Raw genomic sequence first — 22,273 nt, 5'->3', positions numbered from 1 at the left:
GGTGTTCATGCGGACGAAAGTCTTGACGGTGGTCGCCGCACTCGTCGGTGCGGCGCTGGTCAGCGGCCCGTTCGCGTGGGCGGAACCCGAGCCGTACCTGGTGGGGCGTGGCATCTCCGACGTCACCGGTCCGGCCGCCGAGAACGGCATGATGGGCTACTCCAAGTTCGACCAGAAGACGACGGGCATCCACCAGCGGCTGCGGTCGCGGGCCTACGTCGTGGTCGACCGCGCCACGAACAAGCGCGTCGCGTACGTCAACGCCGACCTCGCGATGATCTTCCGCGCGGTCCAGGAGGGCGTCCTCGCCAAGCTCCAGGCCAAGTACGGCACCACCTACACCCGCGAGAACCTGCTGCTGTCCGCCACGCACACGCACAGCGGCCCCGGCGGCCAGTCGCACAACCTCGCCTACAACCTGTCGATCCTCGGCATGCAGCCGCAGGCGCTGGCGGCCGTGGTCGACGGCATCACCGAGTCGGTCGTCGAGGCGCACGAGGACATCAAGCCCGGTTCGATCAGCCTCGGCATCGGCGAACTGACGAACGCCTCGGTCAACCGGTCGCGCGTCGCGTTCGACCGCAACCCCGACAAGGCCGCCTTCCCGGCCGGCATCGACCCGCAGATGACGGTGCTGAAGTTCAGGCAGGGCAGCAACAACGTCGGCGCGATCAGCTGGTTCGCCACCCACAACACGTCGATCACCAACGCCAACACGCTGATCAGCCCCGACAACAAGGGGTACGCGGCGTACCAGTGGGAGCACGACGACGAGGGCGTGCGGTACCTGGACAACACCGCGGGCTTCGTGGCGGCGTTCCCGAACACCAACGCCGGCGACATGTCGCCGAACCTCAACCTGAAGCCCGGTTCCGGCCCCACGGAGAACGAGTGGGAGAACGCCCGCATCATCGGCGAGCGCCAGAACCGCAAGGCGCAGGAGATCTACAACGGCCCGCAGGCCTCGGTCTCCGGCGGTGTCGACTCGCGCATGCGTTTCGTGGACATGTCGGCCGTGCAGGTCGACGGCCGGTTCACGGCTGACGGCAAGGCGGGTACGACGTGTTCCGGTGTCGTCGGCGCGTCGACGATCGCGGGCAGTGTCGAGGACGGCCCGGCGATCCCCGGTTTCTCCGAGGGCATGCAGTCGCCGTGGAAGAAGCTCTTCGAGCCGTTGCAGATGGAGGTTCCGCAGTGGCTGCGGGACTGCCAGTTCCCCAAGGCCTCCCTGGTGCCGACGGGTCTGATCGGCGCTACGCCGAACATCGTGCCGCTGCAGATCGTCCGGATCGGACAGTTGCACCTCGTCGCGGTGCCCGGTGAGGTCACGATCACCGCGGGTCTGCGCATCCGCAAGGCCGTCGCGGCCGAGATGGGCGTGCCCGTGCAGAACGTGCTGATCCAGGGCTACGCCAACGACTACAGCCAGTACGTCACCACGCCGGAGGAGTACGACTCGCAGCAGTACGAGGGCGGCTCCACCCTGTTCGGCCGCAACACCACTCCCGCCTACCAGCAGGAGTTCGGCAAGCTCGCCGCGTCGATGAAGACCGGTTCCGCCCTGCCCGCCGGTCCGAACCCCGGCAAGCCGCCGTTCACCGAGATCAACCTGCAGACCGGTGTCGTGCTCGACGACAAGCCCGCGGACAAGAAGTACGGCGACGTGCTGATCGCGCCCAAGGCGTCCTACAGTCGCGGCGAGACCGTCACGTCCGTGTTCGTCACCGGCCACCCGAAGAACAACCTGCACCGCAACGGGACTTTCCTCGAAGTGCAGCGGCAGGTGAACGGCCAGTGGACCCGCGTCGCCGACGACGGTGACTGGTCCACGCGCTACAAGTGGGAACGGGTCGGCATCGCCAACTCCAACGCCACGATCACCTGGCAGATCCCGGCGGACACCCCCGCGGGCACCTACCGGATCGTGCACAACGGCGACGAGAAGTCCGGCTGGACCGGCAAGATCTCCGGCTTCACCGGCGCCACGGCGGGCTTCACCGTCAGCTGATGATCTCGCCGCCCGCGGCGGTGGCGAGATCGGGGCCGAAGGCGGCCGCGGGCGTGTACGCGCCGGGCTTGCCTTCGCCCCTGGCGAGCCGTGCCGCGACCTCCGCGGACACGCCCGCCGTGAAGTCCATGGCGTCGTCCGCCCGCAGCCACCCTTCGCGGGTGGTGCCGTCGGGCCACGTGACCACCGCGTGGCCCCAGGAGTGCTTGCGGGGCCTCGGCGCGGCCTTGCCCCTGACGCCGGCCAGTTGACGGATCGTGAAGCGGCGCAACGGTTCCAGCCCGAGCAGGCGTCCCGCGAACGGGAGCACGGCGCGGGCCGCGGGCGAGTTCGGCATCATCGCGGTGGCGGCGGAGACCTCCGGCGCGGCGCTCGCACGGTGAGCGGCCAGCAGTTCGGCGGAGGGCGCCTCGGAGACCGCGGCGTGCTCGCCGTCGGGCAGGAGCAGCCGCCGCGCTCGCGCGCCGATGCGGGACCTCGTCAGCTCGCCGTCGCGGTAGCGGCGTCCGCCGGTGGTCAGGACGTCGAGGATCGAGGCGGCCAGAGCGACGCCCAGCAGGCCGTCCTCCACGGCCACCGAGGCGACCGCGTCGACCCGCACGTCGGCCGGGACCGGGCGGCCCTCGCACAGCGCCGCCACGACGGCTTCCGTTGCCAGGACGCCGAAACCCGCGCCGGTGACGAGCGTGCTGCCCGCCGCCGCGGCCTCGTCGTGCAGCGCCAGCAGTCGCGGGACGGCGGTCAGGTCGGCAGCCTGGTCGAGGTAGTGCCCGCCCGGCAGGCAGGCGCGGGCGATGGTGGTCGCGGACTCGGCGTAGTTGCCGATGGTGTTGACGACGACAGCCGGTCGTTCCTCCTTGATCGCCGCCGCGATGCGGTCGGCCGTGTCGGCGATGACGACCCGCAGACCGCTCTTCGCGGCCTTCTCGCGCAGTCGTTCGCTCTCCCTGCCCACCAGCACCACGCTCTCGCCCCGGTCGAGCAGGCGAGCGGTGACCGCACGGCCGACGCGTCCGGTGGCGCCCAGAACCCAGATGCTCATGACGACTCCCGCAAGTGATGTCTCAGTGTGCCGTCACCGAGGCTAGCACGGTGACGGCACACTGAGACATCACTTGCTAGGGTGTGCTGTGGCCAGGTGGGATCCCGGAACCGAAGATCGTCTCAGGCAGGCGGCGCTCGACCTGTTCGCCGAGCACGGGTACGACGACGTGACCGTCACGCAGATCGCCGAACGCGCGGGCATCACGCGCCGCTCGTACTTCCGCTACTTCCCGGACAAGCGCGAGGTGCTCTTCGCCGGAGCGGAACAGCTGCCTCTCGCGATCGCCGAGGCGGTGCTCGCCTCGGCGGAGCGGTCCTCGCCGGCCATCGCCCTCGACGCCGCTCGCCAGGTCGGCGCCCTGCTCGTGGAACGCGTGGACCGCACGGCCGAGCGTCGCGCCGTGATCGCGTCGAGCCCTGAGTTGCAGGAGCGCGAACGCACCAAGGCCGCCGCGATCACGACCGCCCTCTGTGACGCACTGGTAGAGCGCGGAGCGGCGGTCGACGAGGCAAGGCTCGTGGCGCGGCTCGTCGCAGTCTGCTTCCAAGAGGCGCTGGAGCGCTGGATCGACACGGGCGAGGACTTCGAGCGCTGCCTCGACCTGGTCGTTCGCTCGGCGGCGGAAGTATTCCCGCCCCAGGTGAGTCCGTGATTACGTTGTGCACGATTTAATCGCGCAATAGCTTTATGGCAACCGACCCGAAGGAGCAGCCATGAAGCGCCCAGTCCTCGAGCCCGCCGCCGCCGAGTTCGCCGCCGCCACCGCCCAGCCGCCGTTCCTGTTCGAGATCGCCCCGGAAGAGGGCCGCAAGGCCGTCGACGAGGTGCAGTCGGGCGCGATCGCCAAGCCCGAGGTCGACGAGCAGTGGGTCGAGCTCGACGGCTTCAAGGTCCGCGTGATCAAGCCCGTTGGCGCTACCGGGCAGCTCCCGGTGATCCTCTACATCCACGGCGCGGGCTGGGTGTTCGGCAACGCCCACACCCACGACCGCCTGGTCCGCGAACTCGCCGCCGGTACCGGCGCGGCCGTCGTCTTCCCCGACTACTCGCTCTCGCCCGAGGCCCGCTACCCGGTCGCGATCAACCAGAACTACGCCACCGCGCAGTGGATCCAGGCTGAAGGCGCCTCGTACGGCCTCGACACCTCGCGCGTCGCGGTGGCCGGTGACTCGGTCGGCGGAAACATGGCGGCGGCGCTGACGTTGCAGGCCAAGGAACGCGGCGATGTCGCGTTGAAGGCGCAGGTGCTGTTCTACCCGGTGACCGACGCGTCGTTCGACACCGACTCGTACCTGCAGTTCGCCGAGGGCTACTTCCTGCGCCGCGACGGCATGCAGTGGTTCTGGGACCAGTACACGACGAACCCGCTGGAGCGCGCCGAGATCACCGCGTCGCCTCTCCGGGCCACCAAGGACCAGCTCGCCGGTCTGCCGCAGGCGCTCGTGATCACCGCCGAGGCCGACGTGCTGCGCGACGAGGGCGAGGCCTACGCCGACAAGCTGCGCGAGGCCGGCGTGCCCGTCACCGCTGTCCGGTACGCGGGCGTGATCCACGACTTCGTGATGCTGAACGCGTTGCGCGGCACGCACGCCGCTGAGGGCGCGATCACCCAGGCCATCGCGTTCCTGCGCGAGGCCCTGAGGAACTAGGCGCCGTTTCCCGGCCCCGTTCCCACCGGGAGCGGGGCCGAACGTCGTCAGAGGACGAGGACCACCAGTGCCGCCACCACCGCGATGAGCAGCACCAGCCCGCTCAGCACGAGCAGGATCCGGGACCACCTCACGCCGTCCTGCTCGCCTGCCTCGTCTGCGTCGCCTGCGCAGGGCGCACTGCCCACGGGGGCGGGGAACTGGCCGGTCGACTCTGGTCCGTCGTAATTGATCATGCTTCGGCCCACCACCGGCCACGGCGCCGGGCCGGTCTGCGCGGAACCACCGGTCTCGTCGGGTTTCTCGATCATCACGGCCACCCCTTCAGCTGGGCGAGTTGCACACACCAGGCGGACACCTCGACGAGCAGGAGCACGAGGCCGGCCACGAAGCACCACTGCAGCTTGCGGAGCTTCTTCTCGTTGGCGTCCAGCCACTTCTCGAAATCGGCCGCGAGGTGCCGGCGCATCGAGTCGAGGTCGTGGCCGAGGTCGACAGCGCCCAGCAGCCGCGACGCGCTGGACAGGAACGTCCACCGCCAGACCGGTGCGCAGATGACCAGCGCCAGCGCGAGGACGCCGGTCATCGCCACGATCGCGACCACCGTGGCCGCTCCCCAGCGAGGACCCTGCAACGCGGTACCGACGAACGAGGAACTGACGAGAGCCGCGCCCGCGGTCAGCAGCGTGACCCGTGAGCGGAGGTTGTCGAGGGCGCCCTCCTGGTAGCTCAGTGCCCGCAGCGATTCCGAGAACACCAGCTCAAGCCGTCTGTCCGGCTCACAGCTCTCCACCTGCTCATCATCCGCCGGGCGGCGCAGCACAGCTTGAGCCGAACGGGTGAGACCTCAGCCCCGCTTCGTGCTGGTGACGTGGAAAGGCGTGCCCTGCTGGCACGTGGTCATCGCACCGGGATCAGCCTTCCCGGTCACCTCCACCACGGCGCCGGCCATCGCGATCGCGGGGTCGGCGCCGAGCAGCAGGTACTGCTCACCGGGCGCGGTGAGGATCGTGCAGCCGGACTCGACGCCGCCCGACACGGTGCCCCGGACCGTCTGCACACCCGGATCGAGGGCTCGCGACGGTGTGGGCAGGGTGGGCGGCAGCGAAGCCGACGACGGGGGCGCCGGTGCCGGGACGCTCGGCACGGTCGTGCCAGGAGCGGACGCGGAGCTGACGACGGTGGATGTGCTCGGCCCAGGAACCTGGGCCGGCGGCACCTGGCCGCACGACGCGAGCATCAGACACAGCAACACGGCCGCTAACCCGCGCATCTCGCGTCACCTCCGATGGACCACGGCGACCGGGCACGGCGCGTGGTGGAGCACAGCGTGGCTCACTGAACCCAGAATTGCACGCGTCACCGCTCCACGGCCGTGACTGCCGACGGCGATGAGAGCCGCGCCATCGGCCGCCTGGAGCAACGCGCGTGCGGGTGCGTCGAACGCGACCTCCCGCGCCACGTGCACCTCGGGGTGCCGAGCCGCGTGCGGCGCCAGCTGTTCGTCCAGCACCTTGGAGAGGTCGACGCGGACGTGGTCGAAGTCCTGCTCGGGCAGCTCTGCCCAGCCGACGTCGTTCCACGCGTAGATGGCGAGCAGGTCGCGGCCGTGGCGGGCGGCGTACTCGAAGGCGAACGCGATCGCGTCCGTGGAGGTGTCGGAGCCGTCGACGCCGACGACCACGCGGCCGTCGACAGGGCCGGACCGCGTCACGATCACGGGGCGCCCGCCGGTCGACACGAGTTCGACGGCGGTGGAGCCCAGGAACATCTCCGCGATGCCGGTGCGGCCGGACGAGCCGAGCACGAGCAGGTCGCCGGGTTCGGCGGCGAGAACGTCGACCGGACGGCCGATGCGCACGTGCGTGGCTACCTGGAGGTCGGGCCAGCGTTCCTCGAGCTCTGTCGCGAGCTCGGCGAGGTGGTCCTCGGCGGCCTTGGACATCGTCTCCTCGGTGACGAACTCCGGCACCGGGATGGACATCGGTGTGAACACGGGCTCCGGCAGGGGAGCGCGCACGGCGTGCACGACCTGCAAGGCACCGCCGCAGCGGGAAGCTTCTTCCGCACCGAAGAGCACTGCGCGCCTGGCCAGGTCGGAACCGTCGAACCCCACAACGACCGTGGACATGAAAAACCACCTCCGACCGGGGCATACCCGGCCGGAGGTGGTTCTAAAGGTGATCCAGAACTAGTTGACGACGAACTGCGAACCCGGCTCGATGGTGATGTCGCCGTCCCGCGAGTTGGTGATCGTCACGTTCGTCAGCTTCGCCGAACCGCGGGCCTGGGCCATCGCGAGGATGCCGGAGCCGTTGTTCGACCTGTCGATGCGGACGTTGGTGATCTGCACGTCCGGCATGCCGCTGCCGCCGCCCTTGAACTGGATTCCGTCGTACGTGGAGTCCAGGATCTCGGTGTCGCGGATGACGACGCCGGGGATCGGCAGGTTCTGCGAGAACAGCGTGATGGCGCCGAACTCCTGCGCCTCACCCCAGAACGCGCCGCCCGTGCGGTACAGGGCGTTGTTGGCGAGCGTCGTCGTACCGCCGAACGGCAGCGGGTCGTGGTCGGTCGCCAGCATGATGCCCGGGTAGTTCGCCGTGTCGGAGATGATGTTGTTCTCCGCGCGGTTGTTCGAGCCACCGTAGATCGCGATCCCGTTGGCACGCCACGGCAGTGCGATCGTGTTGTTGAGGAACGCGTTGCCGCTGCCGACATCCACGTTCTGGTCCTTCACGTACTTCGACGCCCACACCGCCAGCGCGTCGTCGCCCGTGGTGCGGAACGACGAGTTGAACACCGTGGAGTTGCGCGTGCCGTTGGTGAAGTTGATGCCGTCGGCGTAGGTGTCGCGGATGCGCATGCCGCTGAACTGCAGGCCGTCACCGGGGTTCCAGCGGTCGGGCAGGTTGGTGTAGTCGCGGCCGACCCAGACACCGACGTTGGCGTGCTCGATCCACACGTTGCTGATCTTCGTGTTCTTGCCGAAGCGGCCGGTCATGCCGACGCCGCCCTCGGCGTTGCCGTCACCGCCGCGGATCCGGCCGGAACCGAAGATCGCGATGTCGGAGATCTGCGTGTTGTCGTCGATGTCGAACCCGAAGTTGCCCTCGTGCGGGTGGTTGATCGTGCCGGCGTCCTGCGGCTGGATCAGCGAGAACAGCTGCGAGTGCCACATGCCGGCGCCGCGGATCGTGACGTTGCGGATGCCGACCTGGTTGTACTGACCGGAGTTGAACAGCGTCAGGATCTTCTTCTCCTGGCGGAACCTGCCCTCCGGGATCCAGACGCAGGGGATCTCCCCGTTCTGGTCGGCCGTCACGGCGCGCTGCAGCGCGTCCGCGTCGTCCGTCTGGTCGTTCGGCGTGGCACCGTACTGCGTGATCGAGACGCAGTCCGCGGGCTTCTGCGCGGCCGGTGCGACCTGCTCCAGGTCGATCAGGTCGATGTAGTAGAACTGGGCGTTGTCACCGGAGTCGCGCTGCAGCTTGAACTTCGTGCCCGCCGGGTAGGAGCTCGCGAGCAGCTGCGAGGTCTCGTCGAACAGCCTGCGGGCGTCGCCGCCAGGACGGTTCGTGAGGCCCTCGGGGTCGTCCGTCGTGCCGTAGAGCCAGCTGTGCCGCGACGACAGGGTCAGCTTCTGCACGAACTGGTCGTTCGCGTAGAGGCTGATCGTCGCCTCCTGGCCACCGCCCGCGGCGGCGTCCGGGATCGAGTTGCGCACGACGATCGAGTTGGTGCTGACCGTCGAGGTGACCTCCACGAACTGACCCTGCGCGTCCAGCCGCACCGACTTGCGGCCCGAGGACTCCGAGCCGAAGTTGGTGTGCCCGAACGTGCGCTCCGCGTCGGCCTGCACCAGCGTGCCCTGGTAGCGGCCCGCTTCCGCCTCGTACGAGGTGAACGGCACGGACGCGCCGCGTCCGACCACAATGGACTGGGTCGCGGTGTTGTTGGTCTCGTTGGTCTCCGCGACCACGTTGGTCGCGTCCGCCGTCGCGGTGGCCGTGGCGCCGCCGTTGGTGGCGGTCCAGGAGCCGACGTTGACCGTGACGGTCTGACCGGCGTTGATCGCACCGGTGTTGGCGTTCAACGTGCTGCCGCCGACGGCCACACGGGTCACCGAAGCGCCCGCCGCCGACGTGCCGCGGTTGTTGACCTGCACGGCGAACGTCACCTGCTGGCCCGCGGCCGGAGACGACGGGTTCGGCGTGACGCCGGTGATCTGCAGGTCCGGTCCCGGTGCCTGGCCGACGACCAGGGGAGAGCCGGAGGTGAAGGTGTTGTTGCCCTCGTTGGTCTCCGCGACCTGGTTGGCCGGGTCCACCGTGGCCGCGGCCGCGTAGGACCCGGCACCCCGACGGCCCGCGTCGACGTTGACGGTGGCCGTGGCTCCAGGGGCGAGCCCGCCGACCGCGGCGGAACCCGCGACGGTGCCGCCGAGCGTGGCGTTCAGCGTGGTCGCGCCGGACGCCACGGTGCCCCCGTTGCGCACGGTGGCGGTGAGCCTGATCGCGTCGGCCTCGCTGGGGCTGGCCGGCGTCCACGTCAGGTTCGTGACGGTCAAATCGGGAGCCGGAGCGGAGGCGCCGAACACCTGGAACTCGGCGACCTGGCCGCCGGGCGCGCCGGTGTTCGAGTAGAAGTGCAGCCGCACGTCCGACGCCCGGCCGGAGACCGGGATGGTGACGGTGTTGCCGGTGGCCGGGTCGAACCGGTAGTCGGCGCGGGCCTTCAGGGTCCCGAACGCCGTCGCGCTCGCCTCACGTCCGAGCACCTCGAAGTTCTGCGTGCGGGCACCCCAGTCACCACCGGGGTTGAGCTTGACGACGACCGACGTGACGTCGGCGTTGGAGCCCAGCTTCACGGTCAGGTTGCCGGGAAGTCCGTTGGACTCCCAGTACGTGCCGGTGTTGCCGTCGACGGCGTTGCCCGGCACGAAGTTGTGCACGTGCCCGGACTCCTCGACCGGCTTGCCGGCCGCCAGGTCGTCGCCGGCGGGCGGGGGGTCGACCGGTCCGGACTCGCCGTGCACCTCGAACTCGCTGAGCTGCGCGGCGGGCCAGCCGCTGTTCGCGGTGACCGTCACGCGGACGTACCGGACGCTGGTCGCGGTGAAGTCCAGCGTCACCGTGTTGTTCGAGCCCGGCGCGAACGCACGCGCACCGGAGCCGACGAGGTCGCTGAACTGCGATCCGTTCGAACTTCCTTGCGCGGCAAGCGTTTGCGAGCGCTGCTCCCAGTTCGAGGGCAGGCGCAGCACGACCTTGCTGACGCTCTTCGCGGCGCCGAGGTCGGCTTGGAGCCACTGCGGGAACGAGTTGTTCGTGCTCTCCCAGTAGCTGCCCTGGTTGCCGTCACCGGCGTTCCCGGGGCCGTACGGGCCGTTGCTGCTGGACGCGGTCAGGTTCGCGGACAGCCTGACGACCGCTGCTCCTGCCGTGGGTGTCAATCCGAACAGTGCGAGGGCGCTGACCAGGGCAGCACTCACCGCACGCCTCATTAGCGTGTTTCTCATTGAATTGTCCTTCGCGGCAGGGGTATCAGTTGTTGATGTTGATCTTGAAGGTGGACGTGGTGTTCCTGATGTCCTGGAAGTTGTTGCTGAACCTGAGGCCGTTGAAGGTGACCTCACCGACGGCGGGACCCTGGTTGGGCTCCGGCATCTCGTTCGCCCACAACCCGAACCCGGACTTGGCGTCGAACGCGTCGCCGCTCTTGCGCGCACCCGAGATGCTCACGTTGGACAGCACCGTGTCCTGGAAGACGTTCTCGGCCGCACCGTTGTACTTGGTCTGGAACATGATTCCGCTGTACGTCGGATCGATGATCTCGACGTCGCTCACCCGGATCCCGGTGTACTTCTTGGAGGCGGAGAACATCCAGATCGCGCCGAACGTCTGCGCGCCCCAGAAGTGGCCGCCGGAGCGCACCAGGGTGAGGCCGCTGAACGTCGTCGGCTCGGGCCCGAAGTCCTCCATCGGGTACCCGAAGTCGAGCGAGCTGATCGTCACCGCGGAGTAGGTGAGCGTGTCCGCGACGTAGATGTTGCGGAACGTGTTGAGCTTGCCGCCGTAGACCGCGAGACCGGCCGCACGCCACGGGGTCGTCACCGAGAGGTTCTCGAAGACGTTGTTCTGCTGGCCGCTGCCACCGCCGTCGGTGGCGGCGAACAACGCGAACGCGTCGTCACCGGTCGAGCGGGCCTCGATGTTCGCGATCCGGTTGCCCGCCGACCCGTTGGTCAGGTTGAGGCCGTCCGCGTACATGTCGCGGATGCGGCTGTCCCTGATCACGTTGTTGTCGACGTTGTTGCCCCAGAACAGGCACATCATGTGCTCGACCCAGATGTTCTCGATGGTCATGTTCTGGACACCGGCGAAGTCGAACACCTTGCCCGGCCCGTTGATGCGCGCGGTGTAGTTGCCGAACACCGCGAACCCGCTGAACGTCGACCCGCTCGCGGACGACTGCGCGCTGAAGCCGATGTCGGTGTTCTCCTGCGCGAGCGGGGCCTGGAACCGGGTGAACCAGGGTCCCGCGCCGACCACCCGGATCGCCTTGCCGTAGACGTTGAACTTCTGCGCCGTCTGGTAGGTGCCCGCGGGCAGGTAGACGCCGGTCAGGGTGCCGGTCGTGTCCATCCGGACGCGGTCGAGCGCGTTCTGCACGTCCTGGTGGGTGAACCCGGCGGGCACGGCATAGCGGGCCGCGTCAGGGTTTCCGGCCGCCGTCACCTGTTCGAAGTTCACGAAGTCGATCGCGTAGTTCGTGGTGTTGGCCGCGTCCTTCTGCAGCTTGATCTTCGTGCCCGCCGGGAACGTCGAGTTGAGCATCACGTTCGCCTCGTCGTAGATGTGGCGCGGCCCGCCCGCTCCCGGCGAGTTGCCGGGCTCGGCCTCGTTGCCGTACTGCCACATGTACTTCGACGTCAGGTCGATGGCCTTGTGGAACTGGCCGTTGACGTAGACGTTGAGGTTCGAGGTGATGCCGCCGCCACCGGAGCTGTCCGGGATGGAGAAGCGGGTGACGAGGGTGTTGGTCGGTCCGGACGTCGTGAACTCGACCGACTGGCCGTTGCCGTTCAGCGTGACGGCGCGGCGGCCGGACGCCTCACCGGCGAGGTCGCCGATCGTCCTGTTCGGACTGAGGACCTGCGCGCCGCCGCCGACGGTGGCGTCCTCGGCCTCGACGTGCTGCCACGGAACGCTCGCGCCGCGGCCGATGAACAGCGACTGCTCGCCGGTGTTGTTGCCCTGCTTGGCGGGGATCTCGTTGGCGTCGCCCGCGATCACCGTGCGGACGGTGTACCGGCCGTCGGCGGCGGGCCACGTGCCGAGGCTGACCGCGGCGGTCGTGGCGCCGGCGTTGATCACGCCGTTGTGGCTGCCGGTCAGCGTGCGGACGGTCTGGCCGCTGCTGTTCAGGATCGTGACCGTGATGCCGTGGGCTCCGGCCGCGGACGCGATGGTGCCCTGGTTCTTGATCGCGACGGAGAACGTGGTGCTCTGGCCGCTGCTCGGGTTGCTCGGCGACCAGCTCGGCACCGCGACCAGGTCCGAGCTCGGGACCGGGGTCACGACCAGCGGGTCCGGGTGGACGCGGGCGTTGTTGGTCTCGTTCTGCTCCGCCACCTTCTTGGTCTCGTCGACCTTGGCGGTGTACTCGTAGCTGCCCGACGGACGGGCGGCGATCGTGGTGCCGACGTTCGCCTGCGCACCGGCCGCGAGGGCGCCGACCTGGGCCGTGCCGACGCTGGTGGTGCCGAGGAAGAACGTCACGTCGGTGGCTCCGGACGCCGCGGTTCCGGCGTTGCGGACAGTGGCGTTCAGCGTGACCTGGTCGGTCTCCACGGGGCTCGTCGGCGTGAACGACGTCGCGGTGACGGTGAGATCGGGATTCGGGGCAGGGGTGCCGAACACCTGGATCTCCGCCACCTGGGCGCCGGGCGCACCGGTGTTGGACGTGACGCGCAGTTGGAGGTCGGCGACCCTGGCAGCCGCGTTGATCGTGACGGCGTTGCCGGTCGCCGGGTCGAAGCGGTAGTCGCGGCCCGCGACGAGGCTCGTGAAGCCGGTGGCGTTCTGCTCGCGGCCGAGGACCTCGACGTTCTGCGTGCGGGCGCCCCAGGCCGAGTCCGGGTTGAGCTTGACCGCGACCGAGCTGACGTCCGCGTTCGATCCCAGTTGGACGGTCAGCGTGCCGGGGAACCCGTTGGACTCCCAGTAGGTGGCCAGGTTCGAGTCGTTGGCGTTGGCGGCGACGAAGTTGTGCACGTTGTTGTTCGCCGTGACGGGCTTGCCCTGTGCCAGGTTCGTGCCGGTGGCGCCTTCGCGCGTCACGGTGTTGCTGGCGGGGGACTGGTTGCCGGCCGCGTCCTTCGCGATCACGTGGTAGCTCACGCGCAGGCCGTCGGGCTGGCTGTCGGTGTAGGTCGTGCCGGTGACCGTGGTGCGCAGGGTGCCGTTGGCGTAGACGTCGTAGGCGGTGACGCCGACGTTGTCCGTGCTCGCGTTCCAGGTCAGCCGGATCTGCCCGGCCTGCGGCTGCGTGAAGGCGAGGTTCGACGGCGCCGCCGGAGCCTGCGTGTCACCGCTCGTCGGGCCCTGGACCTCGAACTCGCTGAGCTGGGCCGCAGGCCAGCCGGTGTTCCCGGTGATCCGCAGCCGGACGTACCGCGTGGTGGCCGCGGTGAAGTCGATGGTGACGGTGTTGGCCGTGGCCGGGTTGAAGTCGTATCCCCTGGACGCCACGAGATCGGTGAAGTTGCTGCCGTCCGTGCTGCCCTGGATCGCGAGGGTCTGGGTGCGAGCGCCCCAGCCGTCGGCCGGAAGCTTCAGCACGACCCGGTCGGCCTTCACCGCGGCACCGAGATCGGCCTGGATCCACTGCGGGAACGCGTTGTTCGCGCTCTCCCAGTACGTCCCCTGGTTGCCGTCGCCGGCGTTGCCCGGTCCGTAGCTCTGGTTCGTGCTGCTCGCGCTGTAGGTGGCCTGCAACTGGGCGCTGACCGCGGCCTCGTGGACTTCGAGCTTCGCGGTGGTCTTGGTGGCGCGGACGTGCCGGACCAGCGTCGGGTCGACTTTGAAGGTGACCTTGCGGTCCTGGAACGTGTGCGGCTGTTCCGCGACCAGCGTCGACCAGCCTCTGCCGTCGAGACTCGTCTGCACGGCGAAGGATTCGGTGCTGTTGCGGGAAGAAGTGAGCGTGACCTGGTCGATGCGGGTCTGCTTGGCGAGGTCGAGGCTCACCGGTGCGGCCTGGGCGGCGGGGGAGACCGTCAGGGTGGCCGCGGCGGTGATCACTGCGATCAAGGGGGCTAGCAGGGAGCGAGCGCGTGTCGTCGATGACATGGCGTGCTTGGCCCTTCTCGGTGGGGACGCGAGGGGGTGTGGCGCGCCTCACCGTAGAAGTGTCCAGCAGATTACCGCAATATCTCGACGTGATTGCGCAAATTTGCGACATAGCGCTCTGAACAGGAAAGACGGGTGCTCGTTCCAGTATCCGACCGGTGTCTCAGCGTGCGCAAGGGCGATCACCAGCGGCAGGATGAACAGCGTTGCGGGAGGTTCGGGCCCGAACCTGCCCAGAAAATTGATTTGATCGCGATGTGCTGGCTTGCGGTGACTTGCTCACAGTTTGCCGATCTTGCGTAAGGTTTGCGCAAGTTTCAGAGCTTCGCGAACAACCTTCTGGTTCGGTTCAGCAGATCCAGCCTGTGCTCACGCTGCCGGAGCGAGTGCCCCTCGCCGGGATAGACGACGAGTTCTGAGTGCCTCACCGCGCGGTGCAGGAGCTCTGCTTGCTCGACCGGCACGTTGGTGTCGTTCTCACCGTGCACGATCAACATCGGCGTGCGGATCCGGTCCGCGTAGGTGAGAGGGCTGTGTTCGGCGCTGTCGCCCAGCGCCGCCTCGAACGTGCCCCACTCGCCGGTGGCGATGAGCCGCGGCCAGTCCGAGATGCCCGCGCCCACCAGCGCCGCCTTGAACCGGTCGGTCCTGGTCGTGGCCCAGGCGGCCATGAACCCGCCGTGGCTCCAGCCCGCGATGCCGAGCCGGTCGGGGTCCGCGATCCCTTGCGCGACGAGGAGATCGATGCCGGTCTCGATGTCGTGCCACTCCTCCTGGCCGACCTTCTTCGCCACGGCCGCCGCGAACTCGTGGCCGTGCCCCTGCCCGCCCCTGGGGTTGGGCAGGAAGGCCGCGATCCCCTGGTGCGCGAACCACTGCGCCGACGGCACCCAGTGCAGTTGCAGTTCGTCGGTCCAGCGGTCGTAGGGACCGCCGTGGACGATCGTGACGAGAGGAAGAGGTCCGTCGCGCCTGGTCCTGCCCGGAGGCAGCACCAGCAGGCCGTCGAGGTCGAGCCCGTCCCGCGCCTGGTACTGGAGGCGTTCCTGAGTGCCCCAGGGAATGCCGTCGAGGTCGCGATAACGCGGCGGCAGGTGCGATCCCCTGACGCAGCCGAGGAAACGGCCGTCCAGGCGGTGGAACTCGGTGTCCAGGCCGGTCGCGACGACCATGATCGGCGCGTCGCCGTCGTCCTGGACGAGATCGATCGGGCAGGCGCGCATGTCTTCGGTGAGGTTGCGGTGCCGCTGGTCGAAGACGGCGTTGCCGCCCTGCAGGTGCGGCGGGGTCAGCGCCAGGTAACAGACCTCGTCGCCCCACCACACCGGCGAACCGGCGTCCGCGGGTGTCGCGCCGAGGTCCGTGACGCTGCCGTCGGTCTCCACGACGTGCAGCGCTGGAGTGAGCAGGCCGGGGTCGATCTTCGGCGACGACCACGTGATGACCGCGAGCCGGCCGTCCGGGTGCCGCGCGACCTCGGCGACGTGCCGGCCCGGGATGCTCACCCCGGTCGGCGCTTGCTTGGCAGGCGGCGGGCAGTGGCCGGCCGCGATTTCGTCGGTCAGTTCCCGCACGGTTCCCAAGCTACGCGACGGGGCGTGGGCTTGATCTCCAGATAACTGGAGGTCTTACGGTCGAGCCGATGACGATTCTCGTGACGGGGGCGACCGGGAACGCCGGACGTCAGGTGGTGCGTGAGCCGTTCGCGTACGCGCGGAGTGCGCTCGTGCACGAAGGCGACATCGGCGCGGTGGCGGCCGCCGTGCTCGTGAGGGGTGGGCACGGCGGCCGTGCGTGCACGTTGACGGGGCCCGAGGCGTTGTCCGTGCCGGAACAGGTGGCGGTGGTCGGCAGCGTCGAGGACGTGCTGGGAAGGCCCGCGCGCTCGCGAGCCCACCGGGCGAACGAGCACGCGGGCGCGTTCCGTTAGCGGAGCAGGTACGCGTCGATGATGGTCTGCTCGACGGTCTGGCCGCTGCCGGACGCCTTGGCGCGCAAGGAGACCGACTTGGCGTCCTTCGGGTGTGCCAGCAGGACGCGGCCGGCCGTGATCTGCTGGCGCTTCCACGTGGTGCCGCCGTCGTAGGAGACCTCGACGGACGTCACGCGCACCGAGTCCACCTGCGACTGGGTCGAGATCGGCACCGAGAGCATCTGGCCGGCGCGGCCGTGGCCGTTGTCGTCCAGCTGCGGGGTGAAGCGGATGACCGACAGGGGGAGCGCGGTCTGCTTCGCCGTGGTGTCGCTGCGGAACGTCCACACGCCGGACACCTTGGAGCTCAGGGCGGTGTCGCGCACGGCGGAGGTTTCCACGCGGTAGTGCGCGGCGCCCGGCTGGACGTCCAGCATCGCCCAGCCCGCCTCGGCGGTCTCGACTGCCTTGACGTTGTCGCGGTACACGGTCGTGCGCGCTTCGGTCACGGGGCTGTAGCCCTCGTTGCCCGCGTTGTCGCCGTAGAGCGGGATCGTGACGCGGACGAAGTCGCCGGTGCGGAACGAGTGGGGGACGCCCCGGGTCTCGGGCAGCGCCGGGCCGAACACCGCGCGGTTGAACGGTTCCACGTAGGACCTGCCCGGCCGGTAGTGCCGCAGCGGGGTCACGAGCGCGCCGATGTTCCCGGTCTCGTCGAACAGGTTGAACCTGCGCGACCAGTCCCCGCCTTCGCCGCCGTAGTACTCGGTGCGCTGGCCGGAGGTGTAGTTGTCCAGCGAGCCGTAGGTCCAGTCGGCGCGGCCCGCGGGTGAGGAGGTGTGGCCGATCGAGGCGCTCTGACCCGGCTTGAGTGCGGGCATGTCGACCTTGACGGTGGCGAGGTCCTTCCTGGCGATCGTCTTGGTGAGGCCGTTGGGAGCGTGCCCCTTCTGGTACCAGGCGAGTCCGTAGAAGTCCTGGCCCGCGTTCCAGAACGTGGCGATCTTGCCGGTGACCTCGTTCGAGTCGGGGCCGAGGCTCGCGACGCCGAGGTGGTCGATCGAACCGCCGACCGAGAAGTTGCCGATGGTGTAGGCGGTGCCGTTGACGACCCGTTCGAAACCGGTCTGCAGCAACGAGAGCTGCGCGGTCACGGGCAGCGTCACCTTGACCGGCTTGGCCTGGCGCGCGTCGAGGTTGATCGTCGTGGCGCCGGAGACGGTCAGGTTCGGGTAGTTGATGACGTCGTGCGTCCAGGCACCGGTGGACGACAGCACGCTGCCGGAAAGGATGTAGCGGCCCTTGGCGACGCGCGCGACGCCGGTCGTGCTGTCCGGCCAGACGCGGGCGCCGGTGTCGACGTTGATCAGGAACGCGAAGGTCGACGCCGTCGTGACGCCGGACCGTTCGACACCGGTGATCGTGACGTCGTAGCTCTCCACCTCCAGGTCGGCGACGACCGCGGTGCGCACGCCGCTCGCGACGATCGCGCCGCCGAACACGCCGCCCGCGGGCTGTTTCGCGATGTCCGCGGTGACCGTGGCCGTCGCGGTGCCGCCCGCCGGAACCGTGAGCTTGGCGGGAGAGACGCTGAACAGGGTGCCGCCGGTGTCCGTGGCGAGGTCGAGCGTGACCGGCTCGGATCCCGCGTTGGAGTACGTGATCTCCTTGGACAGCGCGGGTTCGCCGGTGTGCGGCCACTGGTGCGCGCCGAAGCTGATGCTCGTCGGGGAGGACGTCACGTTCTGCTTGATCAGCTTGGCGACGTCGACGCGGCCGGAGCCCTGTTCGAACGGGGTCAGCTTCGCGGTGGGCGTGGTGCTGCCGGTGAGTCGGGCCTTCAGCGCGGCGCCGCCCAGGTCCGGGTGCTGCTGGCGCAGCAGTGCCGCCGCGCCCGCGACGTGCGGGGTGGCCATCGAGGTGCCGTCGAGCGAGGTGTAGCCGTCGGCGACCGGGGCGCCGATCCTGCCGTCGGAGTGCAGGGCGGCGACGATGCCGACGCCGGGTGCGGTGAGGTCGGGCTTCAGGGTTCCGGCCTGCGTCGGGCCGCGGCTCGAGAACTCCGCGATCTCGTTCTGGTCGTCGACCGCGCCGACGGTCAGTGCCGCGTCGGCGGTTCCGGGGGAGCCGACCGTGCGCGCGTTGGGGCCGCTGTTGCTGGCTGCGATCACGAACAGCGTGCCCTTGTCGGCGCTGAGGCGGTTCACGGCCTCTTCGAGAGGCTCGATCTCGGGGGTGTCGTAGCCGCCGAGGCTCATGTTGATGATCTGGGCGCCCTGCTCGACCGCCCACTCCATGCCGGCGATGATCCCGCTGTCCTGGCCGGAACCGTTGTCGCCCAGCACCTTCACGTCGAGGATGCTCGCGTCCGGTGCCACGCCGTGGTACTTGCCGCCGCTCTTCGCGCCGGTGCCCGCGATGATCGACGCGACGTGCGTGCCGTGGCCGTAGTGGTCGCCGTTGTCCGCGGAGCCCGAGAAGTTGCGTTCGCCGATCTCGCGGTCGGCCAGGTCCGGGTGGGTGTTGTCGACGCCCGTGTCGAGGACGGCGACCGTGGTGCCCTTGCCGGTGAGTCCCGCCGCGTAGGCCGCGGGGGCGTTGATCTGCGCGACGCTGCGGTCGAGGTTCGCCTTGCGCCTGGCGTCGAGCCAGATCTTCTTCGCGCCGGACGTGGACAGGGTGCCGGCGAGCGGCGTCCTGGCCGCGTCGAACGCCACGCCGTTGATGCTGCGCAGCTGGAGGCCGGACTGCGCGCTCAGGGTGCCTTCGGGGTAGGTGACGATCACCGGCAGGGCGCCGCCGTACGTGGCGAGCTCGGTGATGTCGAAGAGCCGCTCGTCGAGGCGGCCGTCCGCGATCATCGGGATGGCGTCGTGCGGCACCACGTACTCGTGGCCCTGCGCGGTGTAGGTGGAGAACAGGACTCGTTCACGGCCGGGCGCCGGTCTGACCGCCCGTTGCCCGGTGAGCACCTGGTCCCCGGTGATCAGCGTGACGGTCGGCGCCGTTGTCGCGGCACGTGGGGGAGAGGCATGGGCCTGGCCCGCGGTGAACACGGCCCCGGCCAGGACGACGACTCCGAGTAGGCGCACCCGGTCCTCCGAAGGTCTTGTGAGAGCGTTCTCACGGACCGTAGTGAGGTGCTCGCCTGGGTGACAAGGTCTACACCAATTTCCGGGACGCTTTAATCTTTGCGCCATGACGGGCCTGCGTGAACGCAAGAAGGCGGCGACCAGGGAAGCACTGGGTGACGCCGCCTGGAGCCTGTGCGTGGAGCACGGCCTCGACCGGGTGACCGTGGAGCAGATCGCGCGGGCCGCCGGGGTGTCGCTGCGGACGTTCTTCAACTACTTCTCCTCGAAGGAGGAAGCGGTCGTCGCCGGCGACACGGCCACGGCTCTCGCGTTGGTGGAGGAGTTCGCCGCACGGCCCGCGGGCGAACCGGTGCTGGTCGCGTTGCGCGAGGCGCTGCGGTCGATCTATCCGCGCTACGTCGACCTCGACCGGCTCCGCCAGTTGCGTCAGCTCCGGCAGCACCCCGCACTGCTGCCGCACTTCTTCGCCGCCTACTCCGCCCGTGAGCAGGCGTTGACGGCGGCGATCGCGGTGCGCTGCGGGGTGGACCCCCAGGCGGACCCCTATCCGGCGGTGACGGCGTCGACGATCCTCGCGTCGATGCGCGCGGTCGTGCAGTGGTGGCTCGACACACCCCAGGCCACGGACAGGTTCGAGGTCACCGAGCTGGTCGGCCGGATGATCGACCAGCTCGGTGCCGGATTCACCAGGTGACCGGGAGCGAGTGCACGCCGTAGATCGACATGTCGGTCCGCAGCGGCACCTCGCCGGCGGGAACGGCGAGCTTCAGCGCCGGCAACCTCTTCAGCAGTTCGGTGAAGCCGACCGTCATCTCCACACGCGCCAGCTGCTGCCCGAGGCACTGGTGGATGCCGTGCCCGAACGCCACGTGGTGGCCGCGCGGCCGGTCGACCAGCAGGGCGTGCGGGTCGTCGTACTGGCTGTCGTCGCGGTTGACCGCCGGCACCGACACCACGACGGTCTCACCGGCGCGGATGGTGGCGCCGCCGATCTCGACGTCCTCCTTGGCGTGCCGGGAGACGCCCATGCTGATGATCGACAGGTACCGCAGCAGCTCCTCGACCGCGTTCTCGGTCAGCTCCGGCTCGTCGCGCAGCTTCGCGAACTGGTCGGGGTGCTCCAGCAGCGCGAACGTGCCGAGCGCCAGCATGTTCGCCGTGGTCTCGTGGCCCGCGATGAGCAGCAGGTTCGCGATGCCGGTGAGCTCGTCGTCGGTGAGGTCGGTGTCGCGGACCAGCCCGGACAGCAGGTCGTCGCCGGGACTGCGCCGCTTGGCGTCGACCAGTCCCCGCATGAACTTGCGCAGCTCGACCGTGTTCTTGATCTGCTCGTCGATCGTGGTGTTCAGGCTGAGCAGCTTGGCCGTGCGGCGCTGGAACTCGTCGCGGTCGCCGTAGTCGACGCCCAGCAGCTCGCAGATCACGAGTGACGGCACCGGCAGCGCGAAGTCGTGCACGAGATCAGCAGGCGGTCCCTTCTCGATCATCGCGTCTAGGCTGTCCGTGACGATCTCGTGGATGCGCGGCGTGAGATCCCGCATCCTGCGCACGGTGAACTGGCCGGTCAGCAGCCTGCGGAAGCGGGTGTGCTCAGGGGCGTCCATGAAGATGAACGACCCGGCCTGGCGCTCGGGCGGGAACAGCTCCGCGTGCAGTTCCGGCGAGATCAGGGCCCTCGCCCGCGGGCTGTTGATCCGGTCAGAGCTCATCTGCGGCGCGGCGAGCACCGCCCGTGCCTCGTCGTGCCCGGTGACGAGCCAGACGGTGTCGCCGTTGTGCTCGATCCTGTGGATCCGCCCCTGCCCGCTCAGCTCGGTCAGCCCATTCGACGGGTCGAACGGGCACCCGTCGCGGTTGGTGAGTTCGGCGGGCAACTGCGGGCGGATGAGCTGTTGAGCGCTGCGCTGCCGCTCGGCCGTGGTCATGGCCTCTCCCTGTCTGACCCGGTGTGACCGGGTCGTGGCTCGGCGTCACTCCCACGCTACCGAAACTTGCGCGTTGTGCAAGATTTTTTGGTTTTCTTTAGACTGCGAACACCTGCGCGTCGTCCGCGAACGCCTTGAACTCGAGCGCGTTGCCCGCCGGGTCCAGCAGGAACATCGTCCACTGCTCGCCGGGCTCGCCCTGGAACCGCACGTACGGCTCGATGACGAACTTCGTGCCGGCGTCGGTGAGCTTGGCCGCGAGCGTCTGGAACTCGTCGACGGTCAGGACCAGCCCGAAGTGGGGGACCGGCACGTCGTGGCCGTCGACCGGGTTGCTGACGCGCTCGGTCCTCGGCGCCACGTGGGTGACGAACTGGTGGCCGTGCAGGTTCCAGTCGACCCAGGTGTCGGAGCTGCGACCCTGCTCCAGGCCGAGGGTCTCGCCGTAGAAGCGGCGGGCGGCGGCGAGGTCGTCGACGGGCATGGCGAGGTGGAAACGAGGGATGTTCGGCATGTCCAGATGTTAACATTCCGACAAGATGTCTCCTTGTTAACATTGCTCACATGACGGTGGGTCCGGCGCGACGCCGAGGTCTGGGCAGCGAGGTCGCGGACATGATCCGCGAGGCCATCTTCGACGGCGGCTACCCGCCGGGCAGTGCCCTGCGCGAGGTGGAGCTGTCCGAGGCGCTGCGGGTGAGCCGCGGCCCGGTCCGCGACGCGCTGCGCTTGCTGGAACGAGAAGGTCTCGTGCGCGCCGAGTGGCACCGCGGCGCCACGGTGGCCGAGCTGTCCCTTCAGGACGTCGCCGAACTGGACAGCCTGCGCGGCGCCCTGGAGGTGCTGGCCGTCCAGCGCGTCGTGGCCACGGGCGCCTCACTGGAGGAGATCTCCGCGGCGGCCGTGGAGATGGAACGCGCCTCGACGCCGCACGAGATGGTGCGGTGCGACATCGCGTTCCACGACGCCGTGTACGCCGCCGCCGGCCACTCGCGACTGACCCAGGCCTGGGAGGCGATCCGGTCCCAGGTGCACCTGTTCCTGATCACGCGGGTGCGGCTGAGCACCGACGGGTACCTGGAGCAGATCCGGGAGGAGCACCGGGACCTGGTGGCGGCGCTGCGGCTGGGGAACGTGGAAGGGGCGCTGACACTGTTCGCGGAGCACCGCAGGCACGCGTTCGACGTGCTCACCTCAGGTTCGTAGCGGGATCGAGCCGTCCGAACGGCCCGCACACACGATCGCGTGGATTCGCTGGGCCGAAGAGGTGATCAGCCCGATCA

General features: G+C 69.3%; 17 protein-coding genes. 6 read left to right on the top strand and 11 right to left on the bottom strand.

Going from position 1 to position 22,273, the window contains the following annotated elements:
• Window positions 1–7: 7 nt before the first annotated feature.
• Window positions 8–2,008, top strand: coding sequence for a neutral/alkaline ceramidase (locus ACIRG5_RS20815; RefSeq protein WP_402906810.1), 2,001 nt, complete (start codon window positions 8–10; stop codon window positions 2,006–2,008).
• Here the strand turns inward: ACIRG5_RS20815 and ACIRG5_RS20810 are convergent.
• A complete protein-coding gene (locus ACIRG5_RS20810; protein ID WP_402906808.1) occupies window positions 2,001–3,050 on the bottom strand; it encodes a saccharopine dehydrogenase NADP-binding domain-containing protein in 1,050 nt (349 codons plus the stop codon). The genes ACIRG5_RS20815 and ACIRG5_RS20810 overlap by 8 nt on opposite strands.
• Window positions 3,051–3,138: 88 nt before the next feature.
• Between ACIRG5_RS20810 and ACIRG5_RS20805 the strand changes: the two genes are divergently transcribed.
• The gene (locus ACIRG5_RS20805) at window positions 3,139–3,705 is read left to right on the top strand and encodes a TetR/AcrR family transcriptional regulator (protein WP_402906806.1); all 567 of its coding nucleotides are present in this window, start codon (window positions 3,139–3,141) and stop codon (window positions 3,703–3,705) included.
• Window positions 3,706–3,766: 61 nt separating this feature from the next.
• Window positions 3,767–4,702 (top strand): alpha/beta hydrolase, encoded by a 936-nt coding sequence (locus ACIRG5_RS20800; protein WP_402906804.1) that lies wholly within the window; start codon window positions 3,767–3,769, stop codon window positions 4,700–4,702.
• 47 nt (window positions 4,703–4,749) lie between these two features.
• Here ACIRG5_RS20800 and ACIRG5_RS20795 read toward each other — a convergent pair whose 3' ends face one another.
• From ACIRG5_RS20795 to ACIRG5_RS20765, 7 genes are all read right to left on the bottom strand, one after another.
• Window positions 4,750–5,013 carry a hypothetical protein gene (locus tag ACIRG5_RS20795; protein WP_402906802.1) on the bottom strand — a complete coding sequence of 88 codons (264 nt, stop codon included), beginning with the start codon at window positions 5,011–5,013 and terminating at the stop codon, window positions 4,750–4,752.
• Window positions 5,013–5,495, bottom strand: a complete 483-nt coding sequence (locus ACIRG5_RS20790) for a hypothetical protein (protein WP_402906800.1) — start codon at window positions 5,493–5,495, stop codon at window positions 5,013–5,015. Before ACIRG5_RS20790 ends, ACIRG5_RS20795 begins: the two co-directional genes overlap by 1 nt.
• A gap of 54 nt (window positions 5,496–5,549) precedes the next feature.
• The gene (locus ACIRG5_RS20785; protein WP_402906798.1) at window positions 5,550–5,975 is read right to left on the bottom strand and encodes a hypothetical protein; all 426 of its coding nucleotides are present in this window, start codon (window positions 5,973–5,975) and stop codon (window positions 5,550–5,552) included.
• Window positions 5,976–5,981: 6 nt separating this feature from the next.
• Window positions 5,982–6,833, bottom strand: a complete 852-nt coding sequence (locus tag ACIRG5_RS20780; protein ID WP_402906796.1) for a universal stress protein — start codon at window positions 6,831–6,833, stop codon at window positions 5,982–5,984.
• A gap of 60 nt (window positions 6,834–6,893) precedes the next feature.
• The gene (locus ACIRG5_RS20775; protein ID WP_402906794.1) at window positions 6,894–10,196 is read right to left on the bottom strand and encodes a CARDB domain-containing protein; all 3,303 of its coding nucleotides are present in this window, start codon (window positions 10,194–10,196) and stop codon (window positions 6,894–6,896) included.
• A gap of 52 nt (window positions 10,197–10,248) precedes the next feature.
• Complete coding sequence (locus ACIRG5_RS20770) at window positions 10,249–14,010, bottom strand: discoidin domain-containing protein (protein WP_402907093.1); 3,762 nt, start codon at window positions 14,008–14,010, stop codon at window positions 10,249–10,251.
• 365 nt (window positions 14,011–14,375) lie between these two features.
• Entirely contained in the window at window positions 14,376–15,632 is a 1,257-nt protein-coding gene (locus tag ACIRG5_RS20765) for an alpha/beta hydrolase family protein (protein WP_402906792.1), read from the bottom strand.
• A 68-nt stretch (window positions 15,633–15,700) separates the two neighbouring features.
• Here ACIRG5_RS20765 and ACIRG5_RS20760 point away from each other — a divergent pair, with 68 nt between their 5' ends.
• Complete coding sequence (locus ACIRG5_RS20760) at window positions 15,701–15,988, top strand: hypothetical protein (protein ID WP_402906790.1); 288 nt, start codon at window positions 15,701–15,703, stop codon at window positions 15,986–15,988.
• Here the strand turns inward: ACIRG5_RS20760 and ACIRG5_RS20755 are convergent.
• Window positions 15,985–19,062: a S8 family peptidase gene (locus ACIRG5_RS20755; protein WP_402906788.1), complete on the bottom strand. Its 3,078-nt coding sequence runs from the start codon at window positions 19,060–19,062 to the stop codon at window positions 15,985–15,987. The genes ACIRG5_RS20760 and ACIRG5_RS20755 overlap by 4 nt on opposite strands.
• Window positions 19,063–19,168: 106 nt before the next feature.
• On the opposite strand from ACIRG5_RS20755, the gene ACIRG5_RS20750 reads away from it, so the two are divergent.
• Window positions 19,169–19,759, top strand: a complete 591-nt coding sequence (locus ACIRG5_RS20750) for a TetR/AcrR family transcriptional regulator (protein ID WP_402906786.1) — start codon at window positions 19,169–19,171, stop codon at window positions 19,757–19,759.
• On the opposite strand, the gene ACIRG5_RS20745 is transcribed toward ACIRG5_RS20750, so the two are convergent.
• Both ACIRG5_RS20745 and ACIRG5_RS20740 read right to left on the bottom strand, forming a co-directional pair.
• On the bottom strand, window positions 19,749–20,990 hold the full coding sequence (locus ACIRG5_RS20745) for a cytochrome P450 (RefSeq protein WP_402906784.1): 1,242 nt from the start codon (window positions 20,988–20,990) through the stop codon (window positions 19,749–19,751). The two genes, ACIRG5_RS20750 and ACIRG5_RS20745, sit on opposite strands and share 11 nt — an antisense overlap.
• Window positions 20,991–21,087: 97 nt before the next feature.
• Window positions 21,088–21,504: a VOC family protein gene (locus ACIRG5_RS20740; RefSeq protein WP_402906783.1), complete on the bottom strand. Its 417-nt coding sequence runs from the start codon at window positions 21,502–21,504 to the stop codon at window positions 21,088–21,090.
• Window positions 21,505–21,554: 50 nt separating this feature from the next.
• Here ACIRG5_RS20740 and ACIRG5_RS20735 point away from each other — a divergent pair, with 50 nt between their 5' ends.
• Window positions 21,555–22,196: a GntR family transcriptional regulator gene (locus ACIRG5_RS20735; protein ID WP_402906781.1), complete on the top strand. Its 642-nt coding sequence runs from the start codon at window positions 21,555–21,557 to the stop codon at window positions 22,194–22,196.
• Window positions 22,197–22,273: the final 77 nt, after the last annotated feature.

Origin of the sequence: Lentzea sp. NPDC102401 (assembly GCF_044765805.1) — a bacterium.
GTDB classification, from domain to species: Bacteria; Actinomycetota; Actinomycetes; order Mycobacteriales; family Pseudonocardiaceae; genus Lentzea; species Lentzea sokolovensis.
Note: the sequence above shows the minus strand (reverse complement) of the source record. Positions and strands in the feature narration are given on the sequence as shown.